At 71.0% G+C, this 22,635-nt stretch carries 22 protein-coding genes, 1 pseudogene and 2 riboswitches; of the genes and pseudogenes, 14 read left to right on the forward strand and 9 right to left on the reverse strand.

Annotation, left to right across the window (positions count from 1 at the left end; all coding sequences use genetic code 11):
* Positions 1–12 precede the first annotated feature (12 nt).
* Complete coding sequence (gene glgX / locus ACWDGI_RS34165) at positions 13–2,244, reverse strand: glycogen debranching protein GlgX (RefSeq protein ID WP_450765787.1); 2,232 nt, start codon at positions 2,242–2,244, stop codon at positions 13–15.
* 243 nt (positions 2,245–2,487) lie between these two features.
* Here glgX and ACWDGI_RS34170 point away from each other — a divergent pair, with 243 nt between their 5' ends.
* The 6 genes from ACWDGI_RS34170 to ACWDGI_RS34195 all read left to right on the forward strand — a co-directional run bounded on the left by ACWDGI_RS34170 (position 2,488) and on the right by ACWDGI_RS34195 (position 8,830).
* On the forward strand, positions 2,488–3,723 hold the full coding sequence (locus ACWDGI_RS34170; protein ID WP_450765789.1) for an Ig-like domain-containing protein: 1,236 nt from the start codon (positions 2,488–2,490) through the stop codon (positions 3,721–3,723).
* Between the two features lie 178 nt (positions 3,724–3,901).
* Positions 3,902–5,131, forward strand: a complete 1,230-nt coding sequence (locus ACWDGI_RS34175; protein ID WP_450765791.1) for a L,D-transpeptidase — start codon at positions 3,902–3,904, stop codon at positions 5,129–5,131.
* Between the two features lie 89 nt (positions 5,132–5,220).
* Positions 5,221–5,988: an enoyl-CoA hydratase/isomerase family protein gene (locus ACWDGI_RS34180; RefSeq protein ID WP_450765793.1), complete on the forward strand. Its 768-nt coding sequence runs from the start codon at positions 5,221–5,223 to the stop codon at positions 5,986–5,988.
* Positions 5,989–6,278: 290 nt separating this feature from the next.
* Positions 6,279–6,782: an ATP-binding protein gene (locus ACWDGI_RS34185; RefSeq protein ID WP_450765794.1), complete on the forward strand. Its 504-nt coding sequence runs from the start codon at positions 6,279–6,281 to the stop codon at positions 6,780–6,782.
* Positions 6,783–6,845: 63 nt separating this feature from the next.
* Entirely contained in the window at positions 6,846–7,640 is a 795-nt protein-coding gene (locus ACWDGI_RS34190; RefSeq protein ID WP_450765796.1) for a polysaccharide deacetylase family protein, read from the forward strand.
* Positions 7,640–8,830, forward strand: a complete 1,191-nt coding sequence (locus ACWDGI_RS34195; protein WP_450765798.1) for a YncE family protein — start codon at positions 7,640–7,642, stop codon at positions 8,828–8,830. Before ACWDGI_RS34190 ends, ACWDGI_RS34195 begins: the two co-directional genes overlap by 1 nt.
* Positions 8,831–8,851: 21 nt before the next feature.
* Here the strand turns inward: ACWDGI_RS34195 and ACWDGI_RS34200 are convergent, their stop codons facing one another.
* The gene (locus ACWDGI_RS34200; protein ID WP_450765800.1) at positions 8,852–9,484 is read right to left on the reverse strand and encodes a GNAT family N-acetyltransferase; all 633 of its coding nucleotides are present in this window, start codon (positions 9,482–9,484) and stop codon (positions 8,852–8,854) included.
* A 53-nt stretch (positions 9,485–9,537) separates the two neighbouring features.
* Between ACWDGI_RS34200 and ACWDGI_RS34205 the strand changes: the two are divergent.
* Both ACWDGI_RS34205 and ACWDGI_RS34210 read left to right on the forward strand, forming a co-directional pair.
* Positions 9,538–10,481, forward strand: a pseudogene (locus ACWDGI_RS34205) (helix-turn-helix domain-containing protein).
* A 59-nt stretch (positions 10,482–10,540) separates the two neighbouring features.
* The gene (locus ACWDGI_RS34210; protein ID WP_351713106.1) at positions 10,541–10,753 is read left to right on the forward strand and encodes an EF-hand domain-containing protein; all 213 of its coding nucleotides are present in this window, start codon (positions 10,541–10,543) and stop codon (positions 10,751–10,753) included.
* Positions 10,754–10,903: 150 nt separating this feature from the next.
* Here ACWDGI_RS34210 and ACWDGI_RS34215 read toward each other — a convergent pair whose 3' ends face one another.
* Positions 10,904–11,872 (reverse strand): AraC family transcriptional regulator, encoded by a 969-nt coding sequence (locus tag ACWDGI_RS34215; protein WP_450765802.1) that lies wholly within the window; start codon positions 11,870–11,872, stop codon positions 10,904–10,906.
* A 101-nt stretch (positions 11,873–11,973) separates the two neighbouring features.
* Between ACWDGI_RS34215 and ACWDGI_RS34220 the strand changes: the two genes are divergently transcribed.
* On the forward strand, positions 11,974–12,975 hold the full coding sequence (locus ACWDGI_RS34220) for a zinc-dependent alcohol dehydrogenase family protein (RefSeq protein WP_450765804.1): 1,002 nt from the start codon (positions 11,974–11,976) through the stop codon (positions 12,973–12,975).
* 82 nt (positions 12,976–13,057) lie between these two features.
* The gene (locus ACWDGI_RS34225; RefSeq protein WP_450766076.1) at positions 13,058–13,756 is read left to right on the forward strand and encodes an NADPH-dependent F420 reductase; all 699 of its coding nucleotides are present in this window, start codon (positions 13,058–13,060) and stop codon (positions 13,754–13,756) included.
* A gap of 325 nt (positions 13,757–14,081) precedes the next feature.
* Here ACWDGI_RS34225 and ACWDGI_RS34230 read toward each other — a convergent pair whose 3' ends face one another.
* The gene (locus ACWDGI_RS34230) at positions 14,082–14,642 is read right to left on the reverse strand and encodes a glycoside hydrolase family 25 protein (protein WP_450765806.1); all 561 of its coding nucleotides are present in this window, start codon (positions 14,640–14,642) and stop codon (positions 14,082–14,084) included.
* Positions 14,643–14,780: 138 nt separating this feature from the next.
* The gene (locus ACWDGI_RS34235; protein WP_450765808.1) at positions 14,781–15,818 is read right to left on the reverse strand and encodes a phosphatidylinositol-specific phospholipase C domain-containing protein; all 1,038 of its coding nucleotides are present in this window, start codon (positions 15,816–15,818) and stop codon (positions 14,781–14,783) included.
* A gap of 188 nt (positions 15,819–16,006) precedes the next feature.
* Between ACWDGI_RS34235 and ACWDGI_RS34240 the strand changes: the two genes are divergently transcribed.
* From ACWDGI_RS34240 to ACWDGI_RS34250, 3 genes are read left to right on the forward strand one after another with little or no spacing between them, the layout of a single operon-like run.
* On the forward strand, positions 16,007–16,333 hold the full coding sequence (locus ACWDGI_RS34240; protein WP_450765810.1) for a PadR family transcriptional regulator: 327 nt from the start codon (positions 16,007–16,009) through the stop codon (positions 16,331–16,333).
* Complete coding sequence (locus ACWDGI_RS34245; RefSeq protein WP_450765812.1) at positions 16,330–16,686, forward strand: DUF1048 domain-containing protein; 357 nt, start codon at positions 16,330–16,332, stop codon at positions 16,684–16,686. Before ACWDGI_RS34240 ends, ACWDGI_RS34245 begins: the two co-directional genes overlap by 4 nt.
* Before the next feature lies 1 nt (position 16,687).
* Positions 16,688–17,014 (forward strand): DUF1048 domain-containing protein, encoded by a 327-nt coding sequence (locus ACWDGI_RS34250; RefSeq protein ID WP_450765814.1) that lies wholly within the window; start codon positions 16,688–16,690, stop codon positions 17,012–17,014.
* A 43-nt stretch (positions 17,015–17,057) separates the two neighbouring features.
* Here the strand turns inward: ACWDGI_RS34250 and ACWDGI_RS34255 are convergent, their stop codons facing one another.
* The 4 genes from ACWDGI_RS34255 to gcvT all read right to left on the reverse strand — a co-directional run bounded on the left by ACWDGI_RS34255 (position 17,058) and on the right by gcvT (position 21,397).
* The gene (locus tag ACWDGI_RS34255) at positions 17,058–18,425 is read right to left on the reverse strand and encodes an L-serine ammonia-lyase (RefSeq protein ID WP_450765816.1); all 1,368 of its coding nucleotides are present in this window, start codon (positions 18,423–18,425) and stop codon (positions 17,058–17,060) included.
* Between the two features lie 56 nt (positions 18,426–18,481).
* Positions 18,482–19,744, reverse strand: a complete 1,263-nt coding sequence (gene glyA, locus ACWDGI_RS34260; RefSeq protein WP_450765818.1) for a serine hydroxymethyltransferase — start codon at positions 19,742–19,744, stop codon at positions 18,482–18,484.
* A 16-nt stretch (positions 19,745–19,760) separates the two neighbouring features.
* Complete coding sequence (gcvH, locus tag ACWDGI_RS34265; protein WP_450765820.1) at positions 19,761–20,138, reverse strand: glycine cleavage system protein GcvH; 378 nt, start codon at positions 20,136–20,138, stop codon at positions 19,761–19,763.
* Positions 20,139–20,269: 131 nt separating this feature from the next.
* Positions 20,270–21,397, reverse strand: coding sequence for a glycine cleavage system aminomethyltransferase GcvT (gene gcvT, locus ACWDGI_RS34270; RefSeq protein ID WP_450765822.1), 1,128 nt, complete (start codon positions 21,395–21,397; stop codon positions 20,270–20,272).
* A gap of 47 nt (positions 21,398–21,444) precedes the next feature.
* A riboswitch (glycine riboswitch) is annotated at positions 21,445–21,554 on the reverse strand.
* Positions 21,555–21,652, reverse strand: a riboswitch (glycine riboswitch).
* Between the two features lie 156 nt (positions 21,653–21,808).
* Between gcvT and ACWDGI_RS34275 the strand changes: the two genes are divergently transcribed.
* The gene (locus ACWDGI_RS34275; RefSeq protein ID WP_450766078.1) at positions 21,809–22,537 is read left to right on the forward strand and encodes an AAA family ATPase; all 729 of its coding nucleotides are present in this window, start codon (positions 21,809–21,811) and stop codon (positions 22,535–22,537) included.
* Positions 22,538–22,635: the final 98 nt, after the last annotated feature.

The raw sequence follows: 22,635 nt of genomic DNA on the forward strand, positions 1-22,635 counted from the left end.
CGCCGGCCCGCGTCAGCCCACCACCCTCAGCAGCAGCACCGTGCGCGCGGGCACCGTGATGACCGTGCCGGCCTCGTGCACCGTGCCCGGTGCCGCACTCTGCTCCTCCCGCGAGGTGTCGACGAGCACCTCGTAGCGTTCCGCCCACGGCGGACCCGGCAGCAGGAACTCCGCCGGCCGGTCGCCGGCGTGCAGGACGGTCAGGAAGCTGTCGTCCAGGACCGGCGCCCCGCGCTCGTCGCGGCCGGGGATGTCCCGCCCGGAGAGATACATGCCGAGGGTGGCGGCGGGCGCGTACCAGTCGCCCTCGGTCATCTCCTCGCCGTGCGCCGTGAACCACGCCAGGTCGCGCAGCCCGTCCGCCGAGTGGGCGCGGCCCGAGAAGAAGGCGCGCCGGCGCAGCACCGGGTGACGGTGGCGCAGCCGGATCAGCCGGGAGGTGAGGTCGAACAGCGGCCGCCAGGCCGGGTCGTCCAGCAACCCCCAGTCCAGCCAGCTGATTTCGTTGTCCTGGCAGTAGGCGTTGTTGTTGCCGCGCTGGGTGCGGCCCAGTTCGTCGCCGGCGACCAGCATCGGAACCCCCGTCGACAGCAGCAGCGTCGTCAGCAGGTTCCGCAACTGCCGCCCGCGCAGCGCCCGTACCCCCTCGTCGGCCGTCTCGCCCTCCGCCCCGCAGTTCCAGGAGCGGTTGTCGCCGGTGCCGTCGCGGTTGTTCTCACCGTTGGCCTCGTTGTGCTTCGCCTGGTACGACACCAGGTCGCGCAGGGTGTACCCGTCGTGCGCGGTGATGAAGTTGACCGAGGCGTAGGGGCGCCGGCCGCCCCAGGCGTAGAGGTCGCTGGAGCCGGAGAGGCGGTAGCCGAGGTCGCGGACGTCCGGGAGGGCACCGCGCCAGAAGTCCCGGACGGCGTCCCGGTAGCGGTCGTTCCACTCCGTCCACAGCGGCGGGAAGGCGCCCACCTGGTAGCCGCCGGAGCCCACGTCCCACGGCTCGGCGATCAGCTTCACCCGGCGCAGCACCGGATCCTGGGCGATCACCGCGAGAAAGGGGGAGAGCATGTCGACGTCGTGCATCGAGCGGGCCAGCGCGGCGGCGAGGTCGAAACGGAAGCCGTCCACCCCCATCTCGGTCACCCAGTACCGCAGCGAGTCCGTGATCAGCCGCAGCACATGCGGCCGGACCACGTGCAGGGTGTTGCCGCAGCCGGTGTAGTCGGCGAAGTGCCGGGCGTCGTCCTGGAGCCGGTAGTAGCCCCGGTTGTCGATGCCCTTCAGGGACAGCGTCGGGCCCAGCTCCCCGGCCTCGGCCGTGTGGTTGTAGACGACGTCGAGGATGACCTCGATCCCGGCCGCGTGCAGCGCGCGCACCATCCGCTTGAACTCGCCGACCTGCTGTCCCGTCCTGCCGGAGGCGGCATAGGCGGCGTGCGGGGCGAAGTACCCGATGGAGTTGTAGCCCCAGTAGTTCTTCAGGCCCCGCTTCAACAGGTGGTCCTCGTGCGCGAACTGGTGCACGGGGAGCAGCTCCACGGCCGTCACACCGAGGTTCACGAGGTGCTCGACGGCGGCCGGGTGGGCCAGCCCCGCGTAGGTGCCGCGGAGCTCCTCGGGTATCCCGGGGTGCAGTCTGGTGAAGCCGCGCACATGCAGCTCGTAGATGACGGAGTCCGCCCACGGGGTCTTCGGGCGGTGGTCGTCGGACCAGTCGTCGTCATCGTGGACGACCACGCCCTTCGGGACGTACGGCGCCGAGTCCCGGTCGTCCCGGACGGTGTCGGCGACCTGCTGGTCGGGCCAGTCCCGGACATGCCCGTACACCTCGGGCGGCAGGCCGAACTCGCCGTCCACCGCGCGCGCGTACGGGTCGAGCAGCAGCTTCGCCGGGTTCCAGCGGGCGCCGGTCCACGGGTCCCAGCGGCCGTCGACCCGGTAGCCGTACCGCTGCCCCGGCAGCACGCCCGGCACGAACCCGTGCCAGATCTCGTGCGTCAGTTCGGTCAGCGGGATCCTCGTCTCCCGGCCCTGCTCGTCGAAGAGGCAGAGCCGGACCGCCTCGGCCCCGGCGGCCCACAGGGCGAAGTTGGTGCCGGCCACCCCGTCCGGGCCGACCCGGAACCGGGCGCCCAGCGGAGTCGACGACCCCGGCCAGGCGGCCGGGACGGGCAGGGCCGTCCCGTTCACCACGGGGGCCTCCGCCTTCGGGGCCCGCGCCCGTGCCCCCTGCTGCTCGGCTGCGCTCGTCACCTGTCGGCCCCTTTGTCGTCCCGCGGCTCGCCGACCCCCGGGGCGCACCCCACCCGCGTCCGGGCAGCCGACCGTGCCCGGACTCCCGGTCCCGGGCACGGTCGGCGGCTCGCTACGGACACGCCCGCGGCGGCTCTCCCGCGGGCGCGGCGGCTCCCCAGCTCGTCGTCCTTCCCTCTGTTCTGCCCAGTGCCGGCGTCGCACTCACGTTTCCCCGGGGCGGGCCCGGTCGTTGAGTCCCACGTGAGGCATCCACAACGGCGCGCACGGCGCGCGGGGGCCGCGTTGGCCGCGGTACTGACATGGGCGGGGCTGCTGGCGGGAGCCGCCGGCTGCTCCTCGGACGACACGGAGGGGCTCGGCATCGACCACGTCCTCGGCGGCGCACCCCCGGCCCCCGAGGACGTCATCCGCATCTCCCCGGACGACGGCACCAAGGCCGTACGCCCCGGCGAACGGCTGACGGTACGGGTGCCCGGCGGCCGCCTGGAATCCGTCAGCGTCGTCAAGTCCCAGGACGCCCAGGACTCCCCGGTCCCCGGGCACATCGCCGCGGACGGCACGACCTGGCGGCCCGACGACCCGAAACTCGCGCTCGCCGCCAAGTACACGGTCGACGCGGTCGCCCTGGACGGCCACGGCCGCCGCTCGGCCCGCCACACCACCTTCACCACGCTGGTCCCCGACGAACGCTTCATCGGATACGTCACCCCCGAGAACCGAGCCACCGTCGGCACCGGCATGATCGTCTCCCTCGCCTTCAGCCGCGACATCGAGAACCGGGCCGCCGTCGAGCGCGCCGTCCGGGTCAGCGCCAGGCCCGCGGTCGAGATCCGCCCGCACTGGTTCGGCAAGAACCGTCTCGACTTCCGCCCCGCGCACTACTGGCAGCCGGGCACGGTCGTCACCGTCGGCCTCGAACTCCGCGACGTCGAAGGGGCCCGTGGGGTCTACGGCCTCCAGTACAAGACGTTCACCTTCACGGTCGGCCGCAGCCAGGTCTCCCTCGTCGACGCGGCCAAACACACGATGGAGGTCCGCCGCGACGGCGACCTGCTCGCCACCGTCCCGATCACCGCGGGCGCACCCGACCACACCACCTACAACGGGAAGATGGTGGTGATGGAGATGCACGAGGTGACCCGCATGAACAGCCGCACGGTCGGCTTCGGCGGCGAGTACGACATCCCCGACGTCCCGCACGCCCTCAAACTCACCGACTCCGGCACCTTCCTGCACGGCAACTACTGGGCGCCGGACGCCCCCGGACACGTCAACGTCAGCCACGGCTGCGTGGGCCTGCGCGACGTGAAGGGCGGCAGCTCGGACACGCCCGCCGGCTGGTTCTACGACCGCACCCTGATCGGGGACGTGGTCGAAGTCGTCCACAGCAACGACAAAATGGTCACTCCCGACAATGGCCTCGGAGGGTGGAACATGGGCTGGAAGGAGTGGAAGGCGGGCGGCGCGGTCAAGTGACCGGGTGGGGGGAGCGGTTCGGTGCGGGCGGAAGCCGCCGTGCGAGGGGAAAGAAGTTGCGACGCAACGGTGACATTCGCCCAACACCAAGCTCAAAACCGTCCGGTTAATATGCGCCAATGCGCGGGCGGAACGCGCTGGGGTGGGCCTGACCAGGCCCTGGGAGGGGAGAACGACTTTGAACGTACGGCCGATATCGGGGGCGGCGGTCCAGGCCCGGAGGAAGGGTCTGGCCGTCGCGGCCGGTGTTCTGCTCATGGCAGTCACCGCGTGCGGGGGCGGCGGTTCCGCCGACAAGGGCAGCGGGGACGGCAAGGCGAAGGACTCCACGACGCAGGCGAGCAAGCAGTCCGTCGCCACCGTCAGCATCAGCCCCAAGTCCGGGGCGACCGACGTGGACACCAGCGGGCAGCTCAAGGTCAGCGCGGCCAAGGGCAAGCTGACCGACGTGGAGGTCAAGGACTCCAAGGGCAACAAGATCGACGGCACGATCGCGGCGGGCGGTGCCAGCTGGACGCCGGCCGGCCACCTCGCCAACTCCACCAAGTACACGGTGCACGCGGTCGCCGAGGACACCGAGGGGCGTGAGTCGGCCGAGGACTCCACGTTCACCACGCTCACCCCGAAGAACACGTTCACCGGTTACTTCACACCGGAGGACGGCTCGACGGTCGGCGTCGGGATGCCGTTCTCCATACGGTTCACCCGGGGCATCACCGATCCGGCCGCCGTCGAGAAGGCGATCACCGTCAAGACCGAGCCGGCGGTCGACGTCCAGGGCCACTGGTTCGGCAACGACCGCCTCGACTTCCGTCCCGAGAACTACTGGAAGTCCGGCACGAAGGTCTCCGTCACCCTCGACCTCAACGGCGTCGAGGGCCGCGACGGGGTCTACGGGCAGCAGGCCAAGACCGTGAAGTTCACGATCGGCCGCAACCAGGTGTCCGTCGTCGACGCCAAGAAGCACACGATGAAGGTCATGCAGGACGGCAAGGTCGTGAAGACGCTCGCCGTCACGACCGGCAAGCCCGGCTACGACACGTGGAACGGCCAGATGGTCATCAGCGAGAAGCTGCGGGTGACCCGGATGAACGGCGAGACGGTCGGCTACGGCGGCGAGTACGACATCAAGGACGTGCCGGACGCGATGCGGCTGACCACGTCCGGCACGTTCATCCACGGCAACTACTGGGGCGGGGACGCCTTCGGCAACTACAACGCCAGCCACGGGTGCGTGGGGCTGCGCGACATCCGGGGCGGGGGTGACCGGGGGGTGCCGGCCGCCTGGTTCTTCGACCACTCGATCATCGGCGACGTGGTGACGGTGAAGAACTCGCACGACGAGACCGTGTCTCCCGACAACGGCCTCAACGGCTGGAACATGTCGTGGAAGGAATGGACCGCGTGAGTCGAACGCCCCTGAAGGGGCGCGGGGAACTGCGCGACCAGCCCCCACCGGCCCGCAGGTACGCGTGAACGCCCGCTAACCTGCGGGGCATGACTGTAACCCTCGAAGTCGCCGAAGGTGTCGGCACTCTGCGTCTGGACCGGCCCCCGATGAACGCCCTGGACGTCGCCGTCCAGGACCGGCTCAAGGAACTGGCGGAGGAGGCCACCCGCCGCGAGGACGTTCGCGCCGTCGTGATCTACGGCGGCGAGAAGGTCTTCGCGGCCGGGGCCGACATCAAGGAAATGCAGAACATGGACCACGCGGCCATGATTCTGCGCTCCCGGGATCTGCAGGACTCCTTCACCGCCGTCGCCCGGATTCCCAAGCCGGTCGTCGCCGCCGTCACCGGGTACGCCCTCGGCGGTGGTTGCGAGCTCGCCCTCTGCGCCGACTACCGGATCGCCGCCGACAACGCCAAGCTCGGGCAGCCGGAGATCCTGCTCGGGCTGATCCCGGGGGCCGGCGGCACCCAGCGGCTGCCCCGCCTGGTCGGGCCCTCCAAGGCCAAGGACCTGATCTTCACGGGCCGCATGGTCAAGGCGGACGAGGCCCTCGCCATCGGCCTGGTCGACCGGGTCGTACCCGCCGCCGACGTCTACACCGAGGCGCATGCCTGGGCGGCCCGGCTCGCCCAGGGGCCCGCGATCGCGCTCCGGGCGGCCAAGGAGGCGATCGACACCGGTGTCGAGACCGACCTGGAGACGGGCCTCGCCGTCGAACGGAACTGGTTCGCAGGCCTGTTCGCGACCGAGGACCGGGAGCGCGGTATGCGCAGCTTCGTGGAGGAGGGGCCGGGCAAGGCGAAGTTCCTGTGATCTTCGCCCGGTGGTAAAAGCCCCGAACCACTTGCAATTGACGTGGTGTCTGATTCCGGGGTCCCTCGATGGGGCGGTTTATGGGAGCCTTAAGGCACCCTTAAGTCTGCCTTGTCGAGGGAGTCTGTCGATTGCCCGGAGATGAGCCGTCGCCGCAGGTCGGGCAGGCTGTCAGAGGCTCCAAAATGCCGATGGCATATGCCGCTCGACCGGTGTCGGGCGGGAGCTTCGCGGGGGCGTATTCCTCCGGAACGGCCCCGGAGGGCGCGCCGGGCGGCCATGATGGGGGCATGGCGGGGCTGGAGGGCATCGAACAGCCGCGGGGACACAGCCGTGCGGCCGCGGCGCGGTGGTCGCCTGCGGTCGAGGACGAGCGGGCACTCAAGGCGATCGAAATCTTCGGCAATCCTACGGAAGCCGAGGTTCCGCTCCCGTCCCGCCCCGAGTCCGCGGCGACCGCCCGCCGGCTCGCCCAGGTCGTCGTCCTGCGTCAGTGGCGGCTCAGTCCGAAGATGACGGAGGATGCGGTCTTACTCGTCTCCGAACTCGTGGGCAACGCCGTACGGCACACCGGTGCCCGCGTGTTCGGCCTGCGGATGCGCCGCCGCCCGGGATGGATCCGGGTCGAGGTACGGGATCCCTCGCGGGGTCTGCCGTGCCTGATGCCGGTTCAGGACATGGACATCAGCGGGCGGGGCCTGTTCCTGGTGGACAAGCTGGCGGACCGGTGGGGCGTCGATCTGCTGCCGCGAGGAAAGACGACGTGGTTCGAGATGCGGGTGGCCGATCGCTGAGAGGCTCGCCTGACTAGCCCCCTATCAGGTCAATCACCCATTTTCTTACCCAGTCCCCCTTAAATGGGGCGGGTGACCACCTCCAACCGACGCGACGTCCTCCGTGCGGGCGCCGGCCTCATCGCCGGAGGCACGCTCGCCACCGGTTGCGGCGACACCGCTGCAGACGCACCACCCCCGCACCCTGCCGCCAACCTCGCCTCGGCCACGCCCACCTCGGCCGCCCCCGCCGCCCCCGCCCCCCGCGCCTTCCCCGGACAGCCGCTCCAGATCACCCACGGCCCCCGCGCGAGCACCTCCGTCGCGCTCACCTTCCACGGTCAGGGCGACCCCGCCCTCGCCACCCGGCTCCTCACCACCGCCGAGCAACACGGCGCCCGTCTCACGGTCCTGGCCGTGGGCAGCTGGCTCGACGCGTATCCCGCCATGGCCCGTCGCATCCTCGACGGCGGCCACGACCTCGGCAACCACACCCAGCGGCACATCTCCGTCAACGCCATGGCCGAGGCCGGCGCCCGCGCGGAGATCACCGACTGCGCGGACCGCCTCCGACGGCTCACCGGGTCGATCGGCAGCTGGTTCCGTCCGTCCAGGGCGCCCACCGCCTCGCCGCTCGTCGCCCGGCTCGCCACCGAGGCCGGCTACCCGCACGTGCTGTCGTACGACGTCGACTCGCTCGACTACACCCGGCCGGGCGCGGCCGCCGTCACCCGCAAGGTGCTCGCGGAGGTCACGGGCGGCTCGGTGGTGAGCATGCACTTCGGTTATCAGGACACGGTCACCGCCCTCCCCGCCGTACTCCAAGAACTCGACCGCCGCGGACTGCACGCGGTCACCACCACGGAGCTGCTGAGCTGATGCGAACCACGAAAGCCGCCCGGCTGCCCGCCGCCCTGGCCGCCCTCGCCGCCCTCGCGCTGCTGTCCGCGTGCGGCGGCGGATCCGACGCCGATGCACCGGCCGCCCGCACCACCGCTCCCGCGCAGCCGCAGGCGAAGAAGGCGGAGCCGGTCGTCGACGTGCTGCCGGGCATGCCCCCGGTCCTCGACCCGAACGACGTGTACGCCGCCGACCGCCCCGGCAACCTCTCGCCCGTCGTCAGGGACTTCCCGTCCCGGATCTACGTCCCCAACACCAACTCCGACACGGTCTCCGTCATCGACCCGAAGACCTACCGGGTGACCGAGACCATCCGGGTGGGGCGCCAGCCCCAGCACGTCGTGCCGTCCTGGGACCTGAAGACCCTGTGGGTCAACAACGACCTGGGCAACAGCCTCACCCCCATCGACCCGAAAACCGGCCGGGCCGGGCAGCCGGTCGCCGTGCACGACCCGTACAACCTGTACTTCACGCCCAACGGCAGGTACGCGATCGTGATGGCCTCCGCGGACCGGCAGCTGGTGTTCCGGGACGCGCACACCATGAAGACCGTCAAGACCGTCCCGGTCAGCTGCTACGGCGTCAACCACGCCGACTTCTCCCTGGACGGCCGCTACTTCATCGTCTCCTGCGAGTTCAGCGGCGAGGTGCTCAAGGTGGACACCGAGCGGATGGAGGTGCTCCGCCAGGAGAAACTCCCGTTCCACGGCGCCATGCCGCAGGACGTCAAGGTCTCGCCCGACGGCAAGCTGTTCTACATCGCCGACATGATGGCCGACGGGCTCTGGATCCTGGACGGCGACCGCTTCACCAAGCCCACCTTCCTGGCCACCGGCAAGGGCGCCCACGGGCTCTACGTCAGCCGGGACTCCCGCGAGATGTACGTCTCCAACCGAGGCGAGGGCACCATCTCCGTCTTCGACTTCACCCAGAACCGGCTGACGAAGAAGTGGCGGCTGCCGGGCGGCGGCAGCCCGGACATGGGCGGCGTGTCGGCGGACGGCAAGATCCTTTGGCTGTCCGGCCGCTACAACTCCGAGGTGTACGCCATCGACACCAGCACCGGCACCGAACTGGCCCGCATCCACGTCGGCAGCGGCCCGCACGGCCTCGCCGTCTATCCGCAGCCGGGCCGCTACTCCCTCGGCCACACCGGCATCTTCCGCTGACCGCCCCGGGCCGGCGGGGGCTCACGCCCTGAGCAGCAGTGCCTCGGCGCCGACCGGCAGATAGCCGGCCGCCTGGAACGCCCGTACGCTGCGGGCGTTCCCCGGGGCGACCTGCGCCCACAGGGGCTCCCCGGCCAGCTGCCGGGCCGCGGTCACCAGGGCCCGGCCCAGCCCCCGGCGCCGTATCCCCTCGTCCACCTCCACCGAGACCTCCAGGCGTCCGGCGACCCCCCGGCCCAGGACGACCACCCCGCCCTCGGCCGCCCAGGCGCGGACCTCTTCGCGGCGGGCGCGGGCGTAGGCGACCCGGGAGTGGTCGGGGCCGGTGAGCTCGGTCAGCGGGAGGTCCGGCCGGCCCGGCAGCGGGGCGGCGACCAGCAGCGCGTCGATGGTCTCCTGCTCGCGGCCCGTGCGGTCCATCAGGGCGGTGAGGAAGCGCGCGTTCATGGTCGCGCACAGCGGGTCGCTCGGGATCGCGCGCAGGGTGTCGTACACCCACTCCGGGTCCTCGTCGGTGAAGACCACCGAGTGCGCGGTGAAGGAGAGGACCCCCGCGTCCCGGTCGGACGGCTGCGGGACGACGGTCGTACGGCCGTCGGGCGGCGGGAAGACACCACGGGCCGCCGCGTCGAGAATGTCCCGCAAGGTCTCCATGGCCGTGCCCGCTCCTTGAGTCTCCACCCACTGGAAGGCCCACACTCGCAGACGTGATCGACAACGGCACCGGACTTTTCACCATCGGCGAACTGGCGCGCGCCACCGGGCTGACCGTACGCACCATCCGCTACTGGTCGGACGAGGGCGTGCTCACCCCGGTGGGCCGCTCGTCCGGCGGCTACCGGCTGTACGACACCGAGTCCTTCGCCCGGCTGGAGCTGATCCGCACCCTGCGCGAACTGGGTCTCGGCCTGGCGCATGTGCGTGCGGTGCTCTCCGGTGAGCAGACCGTGGCGGAGGTCGCGGCGGCGCACGTGGCGGCGCTGGACGCGCAGATCCGGTCGCTGAAGGTGACCCGGGCGGTGCTGTCGACGGTGGCGCGACGCGGTTCGAGTGCGGAGGAGACGACCCTGATGCTGTGCGCTCTGGGGGGACACCCCCCAGACCCCCCGAACTGGCACGGCTTTCGGCGGCCGAGCGGCGGCGAATCCTGGAGGAGTTCGTCGAGGAGACGCCGCACGGGCTGGACACCGTCGATCCGGAGATCCGCAAGCGGATGCTCGCCACCGTGGCGGAGCTGCCGGAGGACCCGACGCCCGAGCAGGTCGACGCCTGGGTGGAACTGGCCGAGATGGTCCAGGACCCGGACTTCCGGGCCCAGATGCGCAGGGCGACCGAGTTCAACGCGGCCGACCGGGGGCCCAGTGTGCCCGCCGGGACCTCCCTGTGGTTCGTGAAACGGCTCATCGACCTGGTGGGTGAGGCGCGTCGGCGGGGCGTCGCGCCCGAGGCGCCGGAGGCCGACGAGGTGCTGCGCGGGCTGCTCGGCGACGCCGACCCGGCCGCCGTGCTGAAACGGCTGGACACCGTCTTCGACGACCGGCTCGCCCGCTACCGCGAACTGCTCTGTGTGCTGAAGGGACAGCCCCTCACCGTCTACGCGGAGGAGTTCGCCTGGACGGCCGCGGCTCTGCGGGCTCGCCTGGACCGTTAATCTGACCTGCGACAGTACGCCGACACGGCACAGGCAATACGAACAAAAGGGGCGGATCGGTGGCGGACATCGAAGAGGCGCGCATTCACTTCCAGCGGATCGATGCGGACGGTGACGGTTTCATCACCGCCGTCGAGTTCAAGTCCGCCCTCGCGCAGGGGGGCGACTGGAACGTCACCGAGACGGTCGCCCAGGCGATCATCAACAGCCGCGATCTGAACGGCGACAAGGTGCTGTCGTTCGACGAGTTCTGGGCCCACCTGAGCAAGTAGGCGCCGGGAGCGAAGAGTGCGGGGGGCCCGGAACCCGGGCCCCCTTTTCTCATACCCGGGGGCCGTTCCCCGCCTTGGGACTCGACGCGGGCGGTCCGGCGGGTGCCGGGCCCTGACACTGCGGTCGGGGCCGACGGATCCGTTCGCGGGCTAGGCGGTGGGCCGGGCGGAGTCGGCGGACGCGGTGGATCCGTTCGCGGGTCGGCCGGCGGACCTGCGGTACTGGCCCGGTGCCACGCCGTACTCCCGCTTGAAGGCCTTGGCGAAGGCGAACTCCGAGGTGTAGCCGGTGCGCTCGGCCACCTGCCGGAGCGGGAGAGAGTCCTCGCGCAGCAGGCGGCCCGCCATGGTCATCCGCCACCAGGTCAGATAGGCCGACGGCGGCTCACCCACCAGAGAGGTGAAGCGGCGCGCGAAGGCCGCGCGGGAGAGGCCGCCCCGCGCGCCCAGCTCCGCGACCGTCCAGGAGCGCGCCGGCTCGCTGTGGATGGCGCGCAGCGCCGCCGAGACCGCGGGGTCGGCCAGCGCGGCGGACCAGCCCCGGTCGTGGCCGGCGCCGCGCTCCCGCAGCCACCAGGCCCGCAGGATGTAGAGCAGCAGGGTGTCGAGCAGCGAGGTGACGATCGCGTCCGCGCCCGGCTGCCGGTCCTCCAGTTCCATACCGAGCAGTTCCACCGCGGCCCGCAGCGAGCGGTGGGTGCCCACCCGGGCGGGCAGGTGGATCACCTCCGGCAGCTCGGACAGCAGCCGGTGGGGGCGGGAGCGGTCCAGCAGGTAGGCACCGCACAGCAGGACCGTGTCCGGTTCCGATTCCCGCGCGGGGACCGGTGGTTCGGGCCAGCGGCCGTCCGGGCCGGGCCGCACGTCCTCCAGCGGGGCGTCCGGTCCGCTGGCCAGCGCGTGTCCGTGGCCGTGGGCCAGGAACACCACGTCCCCCGGTCCCATCGCCACCGGCCGGCCCGTCGCCGGGAGGAGCCAGGCCGACCCGCGCAGCACCACATGGAACCCGGCGCCCTCCGAGGCCGCGAACCGCATCCCCCAGGGCGCGTGTTTGTCCCGGCGGGAGGAGTGCGGCCGTCCGGTGCGCATCGCGGCGACCGCGTCGCTCAGTACGTCCATGTCCGAACGGTAGCCGTACGGGCACCGGACGAGACGGACGGACAGGAAAGCGAGTCGGCGGGACATGGTTCGTCTCATGGGAGCCGCCTAGCGTCGATCACATGGCGAACACCGCACGTACCGTGCTCTTCCACGAACTCGGCGGACCCGACGTCCTGACCGTCGAGGACGTACCCGTCCCGGACCCCGGCCCCGGCCAGGTCGCCGTACGCGTCGAGGCGTTGGGCCTCAACCGCGCGGAAGCCCTGTTCCGGGCGGGGACTTACTACTACCAGCCGTCCCTGCCCGCCTCCCGGCTCGGTTACGAGGCCGCCGGGGTCGTCGAAGCGGTCGGCGAGGGCGTCACCGAACTCGCCGTCGGCGACCCGGTGACGACCGGTCCCGGCATCGAGATGAGCACGCAGGGCGTCTACGCGGAACGGGTGGTGCTGCCCGCGGCCTCGGTCGTACCGCGTCCCGCCGCCGTGGACCCGGTCACCGGCGCCGCGGCCTGGCTGACGTACACGACGGCGTACGGCGGACTGCTGGAGACCGGGGGGCTGCGGCCCGGCGACCACGTACTGATCACCGGGGCGTCCAGCGGGGTCGGCACCGCCGCGATCCAGGTCGCCCGGCGCATCGGCGCGACTCCGATCGCCACCACCCGCACCGAGGCCAAGCGGAAGCGGTTGCTGGAACTGGGAGCGGCGGAGGTGATCGTCACGGCGGAGTCGACGGCGGAGGCCGTGGCCGATGAGGTCAGGCGGCTCACCGGCGGCAGGGGAGCGGAGGTGATGTTCGACGCGATCGGCGGGCCCGGCTTCCGTCCGCTGGCGGAGGGACTGGCGCCGGGCGGCTCCATGGTGGTCTACGGCTGGCTGGACCGGCGGCCCGCCGAGATCCCCTGGAACTGGCCCTTCACGATCCACACGTACGCCAACCAGACCCTCACCTCCACCCCGGAGGGCCGTCGACGCTCCACCGCCTTCCTCAACGCGGGCCTGGCCGACGGCGGCTTCCGACCGGTCGTCGGTGAGGTGCTGGACGGCCTGGACCGCATCCGGGACGCGCACCGCCTGATGGAGTCCAACACCCACCTGGGCAAGATCGTCGTACGGCTCTGAGGGCCCGAGCCGGCGCCTCACCCGGTCGGCGCAGCTGTGGAATAGGTCACGCGTGACCGAGGTTGTCGCTCGACGGCAGTGCATGCATGCGTGTGCATCGAATCTCGAAAGGCGTGTCATGAAGATCGGCATCATCGGCGCGGGCAACATCGGCGGCAACCTCACCCGGCGGCTCACCGCCCTCGGTCACGACGTGTCCGTGGCGAACTCGCGCGGTCCCGAGACACTCCGCGAACTCGCCGAGGAGACGGGAGCGACCGCCGTACCGGCCGAGGAGGCCGCGCGCGGCGCCGAGGTCGTGGTCGTCACGGTCCCGGTGAAGGCGGTCCCGAACCTGCCGGCGGGCCTGCTGGACGGCGCGGCGTCGAACGTCGCCGTGATCGACACCGGCAACTACTACCCGCGGGAGCGGGACGGCCGAATCGACGAGATCGAGGACCGGGGCCTCACGGAGAGCCGCTGGACCGAGCGGCAGATCGGGCACCCCGTGGTCAAGGCCTTCAACGGCACCTTCGCCCAGGACATCCTGGACCGCCACCGCCCCGCCGGCGACCCCGACCGCCAGGCCGTCCCGGTCTCCGGCGACGACGAGGCGGCCAAGCGGGTCGTGCGCGCCCTGATCGACGAACTCGGCTTCGACACGGTCGACAACGGCGGCATCGACGAGTCGTGGCGCCAGCAGCCGGGCACCCCGGTGTACGGCCTCCGGGACGGCGTCGAGGGCGTACGGAAGGCCCTGGCGGAGGCGTCCCCGGAGCGGCCGGACAACTTCCGGGGCTAGGCCAGCGGAGTGGGGCCCGGGGTTTCCCGCACCCGGGCCGGGAGCGGCGCGCTGTGCGCCATATGGCGTAGACGTGGGCGCCGGCAGGTTCTGTCCAGGACACGGCAGGCCGCGCCCGGCGGCCGGGGCGCGGTAACCGGCGGCCCGGTGCCACCCGTACTCCCCGTGGGCTCGGGGGAACCGTCACGTGCGCGAGCGAGACCGGGGGACGCTCCCGGCACGGGCGGGGCCACGGGGACGGCCGCCGGCGGGACCGATCCGGGGAGCCCGGTCCCGTCGCCCGCGCCGCGTCGGGCGACGGTCGGGACCAGTCCTCGGGTCGCGCTCAATCGCCCTTCTTCGCCCAGGAGGTGAGGGCCGCCTTGCTGGCGAAGTCCGCCACGTTCTTGTCGTGCGGGTCGCTGGTGTACTGGTGGAAACGCCACTTGGCCTCGATGCGCGGGTGGCCGGCGCTGACGTAGTCGGCGATCCAGAGGCCGTCGCCGGCGAACGAGGTGGTGTCGACGGTCAGCCAGAAGTTGCGGTTGGTGTACAGCACCACCCGGTGGCTCGGCCGCAGTTCCTGTACTGATCGGATGAAACGATCCTTCTCGGCGTTGCTCGCGTGGGTGCCGTCGCCGGTGGTCTCCCAGTCGACGGCGAGGATCTCGCCCGCCTTCTCGGGGGCGTGCTTGACGAAGTACTCGGCCTGGGCGGTGATGTTGCCCGGCCAGAGGAAGTGGTAGTAGCCGACGACCAGTCCGGCGTCGCGGCCGGTCTTGGTCTGGGCGGCGAGCTTGGGATTGACGTACGAACGCCCCTCCGTCGCCTTGATGAAGACGAAGGAGAGGCCGTCCGTGTCGTAGGCGGAGGACTGGTACGCGCTCACGTCGATTCCGTGCAGCATGTGGGGGGACTCCCTGGGTGCCGATGGGGGAGAGGGGGGAGCGGGGAGAGACCGGAGGGGGGCAGGAATTGCAAGTGTGCATTCCGTATTCCCCATTCCCCGGATCGGCACCCGCGATCCGCGTGGGCGCGTGATTTGTCAGCTCCGGGTGGCCACCTGGCCGAGCACGGCCGCCGACTTCGTCGACCAGTCCGAGGTGATGATGCCGGCGTGGTCGGCCGCGAGCAGCGCGAGCCGTGCGGCGACCTCCGCGTCGGTCGGGCTGGTCGAGGAGATCGCCGGTGAGACGTTGGAGGCGTCCGTCATGATCAGGATGTAGTGGTTCGTGGAGTAGAACGACGTGTTGTAGCCGTTGTTGACGTAGGTCGCGGCGTCGCCGTCGAAGAACACGAACCAGGGCCGGATGCCGGCGTCGTACCGGCTGGTGCGCGGGTCCCCGTTCGCGGCGCCCAGCACGGCCGGGAAGGCCTGGGCCGCGGAGATCTGCCCGGCGGCGTACAGGTCCCGGAGATGGTCGCCGTACTCCTCGTCCGTCCAGTAGTGGTCGAACGGGTTGGCCTGCTCCACCGTGCCCGGGATCAGCTCGAAGATGAACTTGCCCTTGAGCGCGTCCCGGCTGGGCCACGCGTCGGCCTTGGCGGCGGCGTCGAGCGTGGGGTAGGAGGAGCCGAGCAGGTCGGCGGGCTTGTACACGCTGCTGCCGAGCTTCTGGGAGACGAGCGTGTCGAACTCGTCGGGTCCGAGGCCCACGTTGTTGTTGAACCCGACCTTCAGCTCGACCTTGACCACGATGGGTGCGTGGTCCGGGTGCAGTTGCTCCCAGGCGGCCATGTTGTCGAGGCAGCTGCCCAGGTCCTGGTTCCGGCTCTGGCTGTACAACTCGCTCGGCGTGTCGGCGTGTTCGCAGTTGTTGTCGTTGCCGAACGGGTTGCTGTGGCTGACCCGCCACCGCTTGGTGATGCTGTCCGCGTACACGTCCAGCTCCAGCAGCGAGGCCCCGGAGTCCAGCGCCTGCGCCCAGTAGGTGTACTTGTCCTTCTCGTACGCGTTGTGCGTGCCGATGGCGGTGGTTCCGGAGAACTTCGTCGAACCCGTGTCCGCGTGCGCGGTGCCGGGAACCACCAGGAACAGCGCCCCGGCGGCGGCGACCGCCGCCAGCCGTCTGAGAACCCGCATGACCCAACTCCCTCGATTTGATGGTGAGTTGGCGGCAGCGTAGAAGCAGGCGGTTACTGTGCGGTAGCCCCAGGGGGAACGTGGATGGGCCGGTGTCCTCCACGCGCTGCTCGCTGAGCTACTCGGTGATACCGTGTAGCGGAACTCGGTACTACGCAGTACCGGGAGGAGCGCAGAGGGGCCCCGTGGTGGACGATCTGACGGAGATGTTGAAGGGCACGCTCGAGGGCTGCGTGCTGGAGATCGTCGGCAGGGAGGAGACCTACGGGTACGCCATCACGCGCCGGCTCAATGAACTCGGCTTCGCCGACGTCGTCGAGGGCACGGTCTACACCATCCTGCTGCGACTGGAGAAGAACGGGCTCGTGCGGGTCACGAAACGGCCGTCCGGGTTGGGGCCGCCACGCAAGTTCTATGCGCTCAACGACGCGGGGCGCGAAGAACTCGCGAGGTTCTGGCTGAAATGGGAGTACCTCTCCGCGCGGATCGACCAGCTCAAGGAGGGCGGGCGATGAACTTCTGGGAGACCATGACCGGCAGCGACCTCACCCGGGAATGGAAGGCGTTCGAAGCCCGGGCCGGGGCATTGCCGGCCGGCCACCGGGCGGCGTGGGAACAGATCAAGGCCCACCTCTTCCCCTACGGGAACTTCACGGGCCGCAACCTGATGCCGATCCTCGACGGTGCCCTGGGGCTGCTCGAGGAGACGGCGGCGGACGGACAGGGCGTTCACGAGGTGCTGGGCGACGACGTCGCGGGCTTCTGCGCGGCGCTGGCCGGCGGAGAAGGGGCTCGGAGCTATCGCGACCGGTGGCGCGAGCAGTTGAACAGGAACGTCGCCAGGAAACTGGGCCGGCTGGGAGGCTGACGTGAGCATCCAGGACATCATCGAAGGCAAGAAGCAGTGGCGAGCGCACACGGCGCGGGTCAAGGCGCTCCCGGCGGACTATCAGATCGTCTACCGGGAGATGCAGAAGTACCTCTTCAAGGTCGGACCGGTCGCCTTGTCCGGCGGGACCCTGCTCCCAGGGATCGTCGACTTCTTCGAAGAGGGCGTCGCGTCCGGGCAGGGAGTCCTGGAACTCGTCGGCGACGACGTCGCCGCCTTCTGCGACGACCTGATCAAGGACTCGCCCACCCACGCGGACGTCTACCAGGAGTCCCTCGGCGGAGAACCCGGCTCGGCCGGGCAGTAGGACCGACCGGCAGGGAGATCACCCGGCCACCGGGGCCGTCCCCTCAGCACTCGATGATGTTCACCGCCAGCCCGCCCCGGGCCGTCTCCTTGTACTTGACGCTCATGTCGGCGCCCGTGTCCTTCATGGTCTTGATGACCTTGTCCAGGGACACCTTGTGGGAGCCGTCGCCGCGCATGGCCATGCGGGCCGCGGTGACCGCCTTGACCGCGGCCATGCCGTTGCGCTCGATGCAGGGGATCTGGACCAGGCCGCCGACCGGGTCGCAGGTGAGGCCGAGGTTGTGTTCCATGCCGATCTCGGCCGCGTTCTCGACCTGCTCGGGGGATCCGCCCAGCACCTCGGCGAGGGCGCCCGCGGCCATCGAGCAGGCGGAGCCGACCTCGCCCTGGCAGCCGACCTCGGCGCCGGAGATGGAGGCGTTCTCCTTGAAGAGCATGCCGATCGCGCCGGCGGCGAGGAGGAAGCGGACCACGCCGTCCTCGTCGGCGCCCGGGACGAAGTTGATGTAGTAGTGCAGGACGGCCGGGATGATGCCCGCCGCACCGTTCGTGGGGGCGGTGACCACCCGGCCGCCCGCCGCGTTCTCCTCGTTCACGGCCATCGCGTAGAGCGTGATCCACTCCATCGCGTGCGCCAACGGGTCGCCCTCGGCACGCAGTTGGCGCGCGGTGACGGCGGCACGGCGGCGGACCCGCAGACCGCCCGGCAGGATCCCCTCCCGCGACATCCCGCGCGCGACGCACGCCTGCATCACCCGCCAGATGTCCAGCAGACCCTCGCGGATCTCCTCCTCGGTCCGCCAGGCCCGCTCGTTCTCCAGCATCAGCGCGGAGATCGACAGACCCGTCTCCTTCGTCAGGCGCAGCAGTTCGTCGCCCGTGCGGAAGGGGTACTTCAGGACCGTGTCGTCCAGCTTGATGCGGTCCGCGCCGACCGCCTCCTCGTCGACGACGAACCCGCCGCCGACCGAGTAGTACGTCTTGGACAGCAGCTCCGCCCCGGACGCGTCGTGCGCCCAGAGGGTCATGCCGTTCGCGTGGTACGGGAGGGTCTTCCGGCGGTGCAGCTTCAGGTCGGCGTCGAAGGAGAACGCGATCTCGTGCTCGCCGAGGAGCGACAGGCGCTTCGTGGCCTTGATCGCCTCGACCCGGTCGTCCGCGCCCTCCACGTCGACCGTGCGCGGCGAGGCGCCCTCCAGACCGAGCAGCACCGCCTTCGGGGTGCCGTGGCCGTGGCCGGTCGCACCGAGCGACCCGTACAGCTCGGCGCGTATGGAGGTGACGGAGTCCAGCAGCCCTTCGTTGCGCAGGCGTCGTGCGAACATACGGGCCGCGCGCATCGGACCGACGGTGTGGGAGCTCGACGGGCCGATGCCGATCGAGAACAGGTCGAAGACCGAGATGGCCACGGGAACTCCTCCGAACAGGGTGGGGGCACACGCCATCGGGTGCCCCCACCAGGGAACTACTTGTCGAGACCGGGGTACAGCGGGTGCTTGTCGGTCAGGGCCCGGACCCGGGCCTTGAGGGCCGCCGCGTCGTAGGACGGCTTCAGCGTCTCGGCGATCACGTCCGCGACCTCGGCGAAGTCCTCGGCCGTGAAGCCCCGGGTGGCCAGCGCCGGCGTGCCGATCCGCAGACCCGAGGTCACCATCGGCGGCCGCGGGTCGTTCGGGACGGCGTTGCGGTTGACCGTGATGCCGACCTCGTGGAGACGGTCCTCGGCCTGCTGCCCGTCCAGCTCGGACGCGCGCAGGTCGACCAGGATCAGGTGGACGTCCGTACCTCCGGACAGGACGTTCACCCCGGCCTCGCGGGCGTCCGCCGCCGTCAGCCGCTCGGCGAGGATGCGCGCACCCTCCACCGTACGACGCTGGCGCTCCTTGAAGTCCTCCGAGGCGGCGACCTTGAAGGAGACCGCCTTCGCCGCGATCACGTGCTCCAGGGGACCGCCCTGGAAGCCCGGGAAGACGGACGAGTTCAGCTTCTTCGCGAAGGCCTGGCGGGCGAGGATGATCCCGCCGCGGGGACCGCCGAGGGTCTTGTGGGTGGTGGAGGTGACCACGTCGGCGTACGGCACCGGGTTCTCGTGCAGGCCCGCCGCGACCAGGCCGGCGAAGTGGGCCATGTCGACCCACAGGTACGCCTCGACCTCGTCGGCGATCCGCCGGAACTCGGCGAAGTCCAGCTGGCGCGGGTACGCCGACCAGCCGGCGATGATCACCTTCGGCCGGTGCTCCTTGGCGAGCCGCTCCACCTCGGCCATGTCGACGAGACCGGCGTCGTCGACGTGGTAGGCGACGACATCGAACTGCTTGCCGGAGAAGTTCAGCCGCATGCCGTGGGTCAGGTGGCCGCCGTGCGCCAGGTCCAGACCCAGGATGGTGTCGCCGGGCTGGGCCAGCGCGAACAGGGCCGCCTGGTTGGCGGAGGCACCGGAGTGCGGCTGCACGTTGGCGTACTCGGCGCCGAACAGCTCCTTCACCCGGTCGATGGCGATCTGCTCGGTGACGTCGACGTGCTCGCAGCCGCCGTAGTAGCGGCGGCCCGGGTAGCCCTCGGCGTACTTGTTGGTGAGTACCGAGCCCTGCGCCTCCATGACCGCGACCGGAGCGAAGTTCTCCGAGGCGATCATCTCCAGGGTGGACTGCTGGCGCGCCAGCTCGGCGTCGACCGCCGCCGCGACCTCGGGGTCGAGCTCGTGCAGGGGCGTGTTCAGAACGGACATCTGTTTCTACGACTCCTCAGCCGGCGGTGAAGGCGGTGTACTCGTCGGCGGAGAGCAGGTCGGCCGGCTCGTCCGCGAAACGCACCTTGAACAGCCAGCCGCCCTCGAAGGGGGCCGAGTTCACCAGGGACGGGTCGTCCACGACGTCCTCGTTGACCTCGGTGATCTCGCCGGTGACCGGCGAGTAGAGGTCGGAGACCGACTTGGTCGACTCCAGCTCGCCGCAGGACTCGCCCGCGGTCACGGTGTCGCCGACGGCCGGGAGCTGGACGAAGACGACGTCACCGAGCGCGTTGGCCGCGTGCTCCGTGATGCCGACCGTCGCCACGCCGTCCGCGGCGGCCGACAGCCACTCGTGCTCCTTGCTGTAACGCAGCTGCTGGGGGTTGCTCATGGCCTGAATTCTCCTGTACGCGGGGGAGTGGTGGTGAAAGAGGACTGCTGGAAACACGCGTGAGCAGCGGAAATGTGCGCAGGGTCACGCGCCGCCCGGCTCAGTGTCTCCTTCTGGGTCTGCTTCGGGGTCTACTTCTGGCGCTTGTAGAACGGCAGGGCCACGACCTCGTACGGTTCGTGGCTGCCCCGGATGTCCACGCCGACACCCGCGGTGCCCGGCGCCGCGTGCGCCGCGTCGACGTACGCCATGGCGATCGGCCTGCCCAGCGTGGGGGAGGGGGCACCGGAGGTGACCTCGCCGATCACCGCGCCGTCCGCGACCACCGGGTATCCGGCGCGCGGCACCCGGCGGCCCTCGGCGACCAGGCCGACCAGCACCCGCGGCGGCTCGGCCGCGGCACGGTCGGCGGCCTCCCGGAGCGCCTCGCGCCCCACGAAGTCGCCGTCCTTCTCGAACTTCACCACCCGGCCGAGGCCGGCGTCGAAGGGGGTCAGCGAGGTGGTCAGCTCGTGCCCGTAGAGCGGCATGCCGGCCTCCAGGCGCAGGGTGTCCCGGCAGGACAGCCCGCAGGGCACCAGGCCCACCGGGGAGCCCGCCTCGGTCAGCGCCTGCCACACCTGCACCGCGTGCTCGGGCTTCACGAACAGCTCGAAGCCGTCCTCGCCGGTGTAGCCGGTGCGGGCGATCAGTGCCGGAACCCCGGCGACGGTGCCGGGCAGCCCGGCGTAGTACTTCAGGCCGTCCAGGTCGGCGTCGGTCAGCGACTTCAGGATCCCGGGCGACTCCGGTCCCTGGACGGCGATCAGCGCGTACGCGTCCCGGTCGTCCCGTACCTCGGCGTCGAAGCCGGCGGCACGCTCCGTCAGCGCGTCGAGGACCACCTGGGCGTTCGAGGCGTTGGCCACGACGAGGTACTCGGTCTCGGCCAGCCGGTAGACGATCAGGTCGTCGAGGATGCCGCCGTCGGCCCGGCAGATCATGGTGTAGCGGGCGCGCCCGACGCCGACGGAGGCGATGTTGCCGACCAGGGCGTGGTTCAGCAGAGCGGCCGCCTGGGGGCCGGTCACGGCGATCTCGCCCATGTGGGAGAGGTCGAAGAGCCCGGCCCTGGTCCGCACGGCGACGTGCTCGTCGCGCTCGGATCCGTAGCGCAGCGGCATGTCCCAGCCGGCGAAGTCGGTCATGGTGGCGCCGAGCGAGCGATGCAGGGCATCGAGCGCGGTACGGCGGAGTCCAGCGGAATCGGAACTGCTCATCGGTCGGTCGTCTCCCAAAGATCCCAGGGCATGACAGGCGAGGTCTGTCCTCCCCATCTGTCATCGGAACCTGAGAGGTTCGCCCTGACCACATCGGTGGTCACGGCTTGCACCTTGGGTGGGGCCACCGACACGGCGGCCCGCTTTTCAGATGTGCCTCGCCCGCGCGGTAACGGGGCCTGAGAGATTCAAGGGAGGGACTTGCTCCTTCGGCGCCCCAGCGAAGGCTGCTGGGGACTCTCCCGCGCGGATTCAAACGGCCGGTATGCAGTTGGCGGGCACATCATTGCATGCCGGGCGGAGCTTTGTAACAGGCCTGTGGCCGGAAGGGGACGGAACCGCGAGACACCGTGCATTACCTTCTCTTTACGTTAAGTGGGGAGAACCTTTCCTGAACCCCCAGGGAGGACGATCACGGTGACAAGGACCACGGCATACGCGACGACGACGGGTATCGCCCTGCCCGGGCAGCCGGCGGCCCCGGCCCGCGAGCGGTGCGGGGAGCTCCCCCACGCTCGGCTGCGCTCGCGCGGGGGGACGCCCGTGGCACCGGTCGTCCGTGACCTGCGCGAGCGTGCCGGCCGCAGCCCGCACGGCCTGCTCTTCGGCCCCCGTGACCTGGTCGTGGTCACCGGGCTGCCGGGCAGCGGCAAGTCCACCCTGATGCACCGCACCGTCCAGGGCATCCGGATCGACTCCCAGGACACCCGCGACCGCTGGGACGGCCGCCTGGCCCGCCTCCTGCCGTACGCCCTCTACCGCCCGCTGGTCCGCCTCGCGCACTACGCCGGACTGCGCCGCGCGCTGCGCACCGGCGAGGCCGTGGTGGTGCACGACTGCGGCACCCAGGCCTGGGTGCGCGACTGGCTGGCCCGCGCGGCCCGCCGCCGCGGCGGCACCCTGCACCTGCTGCTCCTGGACGTCACCCCCGGCACGGCACTGGACGGGCAGCGCGAGCGCGGCCGGGGCGTCTCCCGGTACGCGTTCCTGCGCCACCGTCACGCCGCCGCCCGCCTGGTGCGCGCGGTGGAGAAGGGCGGCCTGCCCCAGGGCGTCGGCTCGGCGGTGCTCCTCGACCGGGACGCGGCGGACGTGCTGTGCCGGATCGCCTTCCGGGAGGCGGAGAAGCTCGCCGGGTGAGGCCTTCCGGGAAGCCGGGCGGGTCACGGGGTGAGGCATTGTCACAGCCACCCGCTAGCCTTTTCGGACTCAGCAGCAGCGGTTTCCAGCAGGCGGTA

This window comes from Streptomyces sp. NPDC001220 (genome assembly GCF_053597895.1).

Excerpts from the sequence above, each read along its gene's own strand:
- ACWDGI_RS34180 (WP_450765793.1), top strand. The coding sequence starts at position 5,221 with ATGACTGTAACCCTCGAAGTCGCCGAAGGTGTCGGCACTCTGCGTCTG.
- ACWDGI_RS34200 (WP_450765800.1), bottom strand. The coding sequence starts at position 9,484 with ATGGAGACCTTGCGGGACATTCTCGACGCGGCGGCCCGTGGTGTCTTC.
- ACWDGI_RS34235 (WP_450765808.1), bottom strand. The coding sequence starts at position 15,818 with ATGCGGGTTCTCAGACGGCTGGCGGCGGTCGCCGCCGCCGGGGCGCTG.
- ACWDGI_RS34245 (WP_450765812.1), top strand. The coding sequence starts at position 16,330 with ATGAACTTCTGGGAGACCATGACCGGCAGCGACCTCACCCGGGAATGG.
- ACWDGI_RS34225 (WP_450766076.1), top strand. The coding sequence starts at position 13,058 with ATGCATGCGTGTGCATCGAATCTCGAAAGGCGTGTCATGAAGATCGGC.
- ACWDGI_RS34230 (WP_450765806.1), bottom strand. The coding sequence starts at position 14,642 with ATGCTGCACGGAATCGACGTGAGCGCGTACCAGTCCTCCGCCTACGAC.
- ACWDGI_RS34185 (WP_450765794.1), top strand. The coding sequence starts at position 6,279 with ATGGCGGGGCTGGAGGGCATCGAACAGCCGCGGGGACACAGCCGTGCG.
- gcvH (WP_450765820.1), bottom strand. The coding sequence starts at position 20,138 with ATGAGCAACCCCCAGCAGCTGCGTTACAGCAAGGAGCACGAGTGGCTG.
- ACWDGI_RS34195 (WP_450765798.1), top strand. The coding sequence starts at position 7,640 with ATGCGAACCACGAAAGCCGCCCGGCTGCCCGCCGCCCTGGCCGCCCTC.
- glyA (WP_450765818.1), bottom strand. The coding sequence starts at position 19,744 with ATGTCCGTTCTGAACACGCCCCTGCACGAGCTCGACCCCGAGGTCGCG.
- ACWDGI_RS34220 (WP_450765804.1), top strand. The coding sequence starts at position 11,974 with ATGGCGAACACCGCACGTACCGTGCTCTTCCACGAACTCGGCGGACCC.
- ACWDGI_RS34215 (WP_450765802.1), bottom strand. The coding sequence starts at position 11,872 with ATGGACGTACTGAGCGACGCGGTCGCCGCGATGCGCACCGGACGGCCG.
- gcvT (WP_450765822.1), bottom strand. The coding sequence starts at position 21,397 with ATGAGCAGTTCCGATTCCGCTGGACTCCGCCGTACCGCGCTCGATGCC.
- ACWDGI_RS34190 (WP_450765796.1), top strand. The coding sequence starts at position 6,846 with ATGGGGCGGGTGACCACCTCCAACCGACGCGACGTCCTCCGTGCGGGC.